A 1,394-nucleotide genomic window follows, 5' to 3' on the forward strand; every position below is an offset into this window, starting at 1 on the left:
GTGTAAGTACGGCGACGTATGTAGCTGACAGATACTAATCGATCGAGGACTTAACCTATTTTAAAAAGTAGTTACTTGAACTACACCAATGTCTTTTATTCAGTTTTGAGTGAACAAGTTTTACTCAAAACTTATTAAAAATAATGCTTGCATTAATAATAACAAGTGTTATAATAATAAATGTCCTCAAGAACGAGGATACATAGTCTGGTGACGATGGCGAAGAGGTCACACCCGTTCCCATACCGAACACGGAAGTTAAGCTCTTCAGCGCTGATGGTAGTTGGGGGTTTCCCCCTGTGAGAGTAAGACGTCGCCAGGCAATTCTTTTCTTAAGATACACACTAAGTATTCTATACATAATATAGTGATCGAGAGAATAAGAACAAGTAAATTTCAAAGAAAAATTATACCCAGGAGGATTAGCTCAGCTGGGAGAGCACCTGCCTTACAAGCAGGGGGTCGGCGGTTCGAGCCCGTCATCCTCCACCATATATTCTACACCTGCCGGTGTAGCTCAACTGGTAGAGCAACTGACTTGTAATCAGTAGGTTGAGGGTTCAAGTCCTTTCGCCGGCACCACTTAGTACGAGCCGTTAGCTCAGTTGGTAGAGCATCTGACTTTTAATCAGAGGGTCACAGGTTCGAATCCTGTACGGCTCACCATTATTTTTTGCCGAAACATATCGCGGGTGTGGTGGAACTGGCAGACACGCTAGACTTAGGATCTAGTGCCTTCGGGCGTGGGGGTTCGACTCCCTTCACCCGCATTTATTTATGCGGAAGTAGTTCAGTGGTAGAATACGACCTTGCCAAGGTCGGGGTCGCGGGTTCGAATCCCGTCTTCCGCTTTTAATTTCCACTCTTGCCGGGGTGGCGGAACTGGCAGACGCACAGGACTTAAAATCCTGCGGTAGGTGACTACCGTACCGGTTCGATTCCGGTTCTCGGCACCATTTAATTTCATAATATGCGCCTGTAGCTCAATTGGATAGAGCGTCTGACTACGGATCAGAAGGTTGTGGGTTCGACTCCTGCCAGGCGCGCCATATTTATTAAAAAACTCATTTTACATAGTCGGGAAGTAGCTCAGCTTGGTAGAGCACTTGGTTTGGGACCAAGGGGTCGCAGGTTCGAATCCTGTCTTCCCGACCACTTATTTGGGGCCTTAGCTCAGCTGGGAGAGCGCCTGCCTTGCACGCAGGAGGTCAACGGTTCGATCCCGTTAGGCTCCACCAAATACTATTTTTAAGAACCTCTTGAACCTTGAAAACTGAACAGCAAAACGTTAACGAAATACAGTTTGTGCACCTAACGGTGACACAAACAAAATGAGTATCTTAATTGATGCCAGCAAATGAAACTCGAGCTAATCGAATTTCTCTTATGGAGAG

General features: G+C 46.1%; 9 tRNA genes and 1 rRNA gene. All 10 read left to right on the forward strand.

The window, feature by feature from the left end:
* Window positions 1-206: 206 nt before the first annotated feature.
* The 10 genes from rrf to CSV68_RS16455 all read left to right on the forward strand — a co-directional run bounded on the left by rrf (window position 207) and on the right by CSV68_RS16455 (window position 1,238).
* Window positions 207-322, forward strand: a 5S ribosomal RNA gene (rrf, locus tag CSV68_RS16410).
* Between the two features lie 94 nt (window positions 323-416).
* A tRNA-Val gene (locus CSV68_RS16415) sits at window positions 417-492 on the forward strand.
* Window positions 493-506: 14 nt separating this feature from the next.
* Window positions 507-582: transfer RNA gene (locus tag CSV68_RS16420), tRNA-Thr, on the forward strand.
* A gap of 8 nt (window positions 583-590) precedes the next feature.
* Window positions 591-666, forward strand: a tRNA-Lys gene (locus CSV68_RS16425).
* Window positions 667-688: 22 nt separating this feature from the next.
* A tRNA-Leu gene (locus tag CSV68_RS16430) sits at window positions 689-770 on the forward strand.
* A 9-nt stretch (window positions 771-779) separates the two neighbouring features.
* Window positions 780-851, forward strand: a tRNA-Gly gene (locus CSV68_RS16435).
* Window positions 852-867: 16 nt separating this feature from the next.
* Window positions 868-956, forward strand: a tRNA-Leu gene (locus CSV68_RS16440).
* A gap of 16 nt (window positions 957-972) precedes the next feature.
* A tRNA-Arg gene (locus CSV68_RS16445) sits at window positions 973-1,049 on the forward strand.
* Between the two features lie 29 nt (window positions 1,050-1,078).
* Window positions 1,079-1,155: transfer RNA gene (locus CSV68_RS16450), tRNA-Pro, on the forward strand.
* 7 nt (window positions 1,156-1,162) lie between these two features.
* A tRNA-Ala gene (locus tag CSV68_RS16455) sits at window positions 1,163-1,238 on the forward strand.
* The last annotated feature ends 156 nt before the right edge of the window (window positions 1,239-1,394 follow it).

Origin of the sequence: Sporosarcina sp. P29, assembly GCF_002743265.1 — a bacterium.
Classification (GTDB): Bacteria; Bacillota; Bacilli; order Bacillales_A; family Planococcaceae; genus Sporosarcina.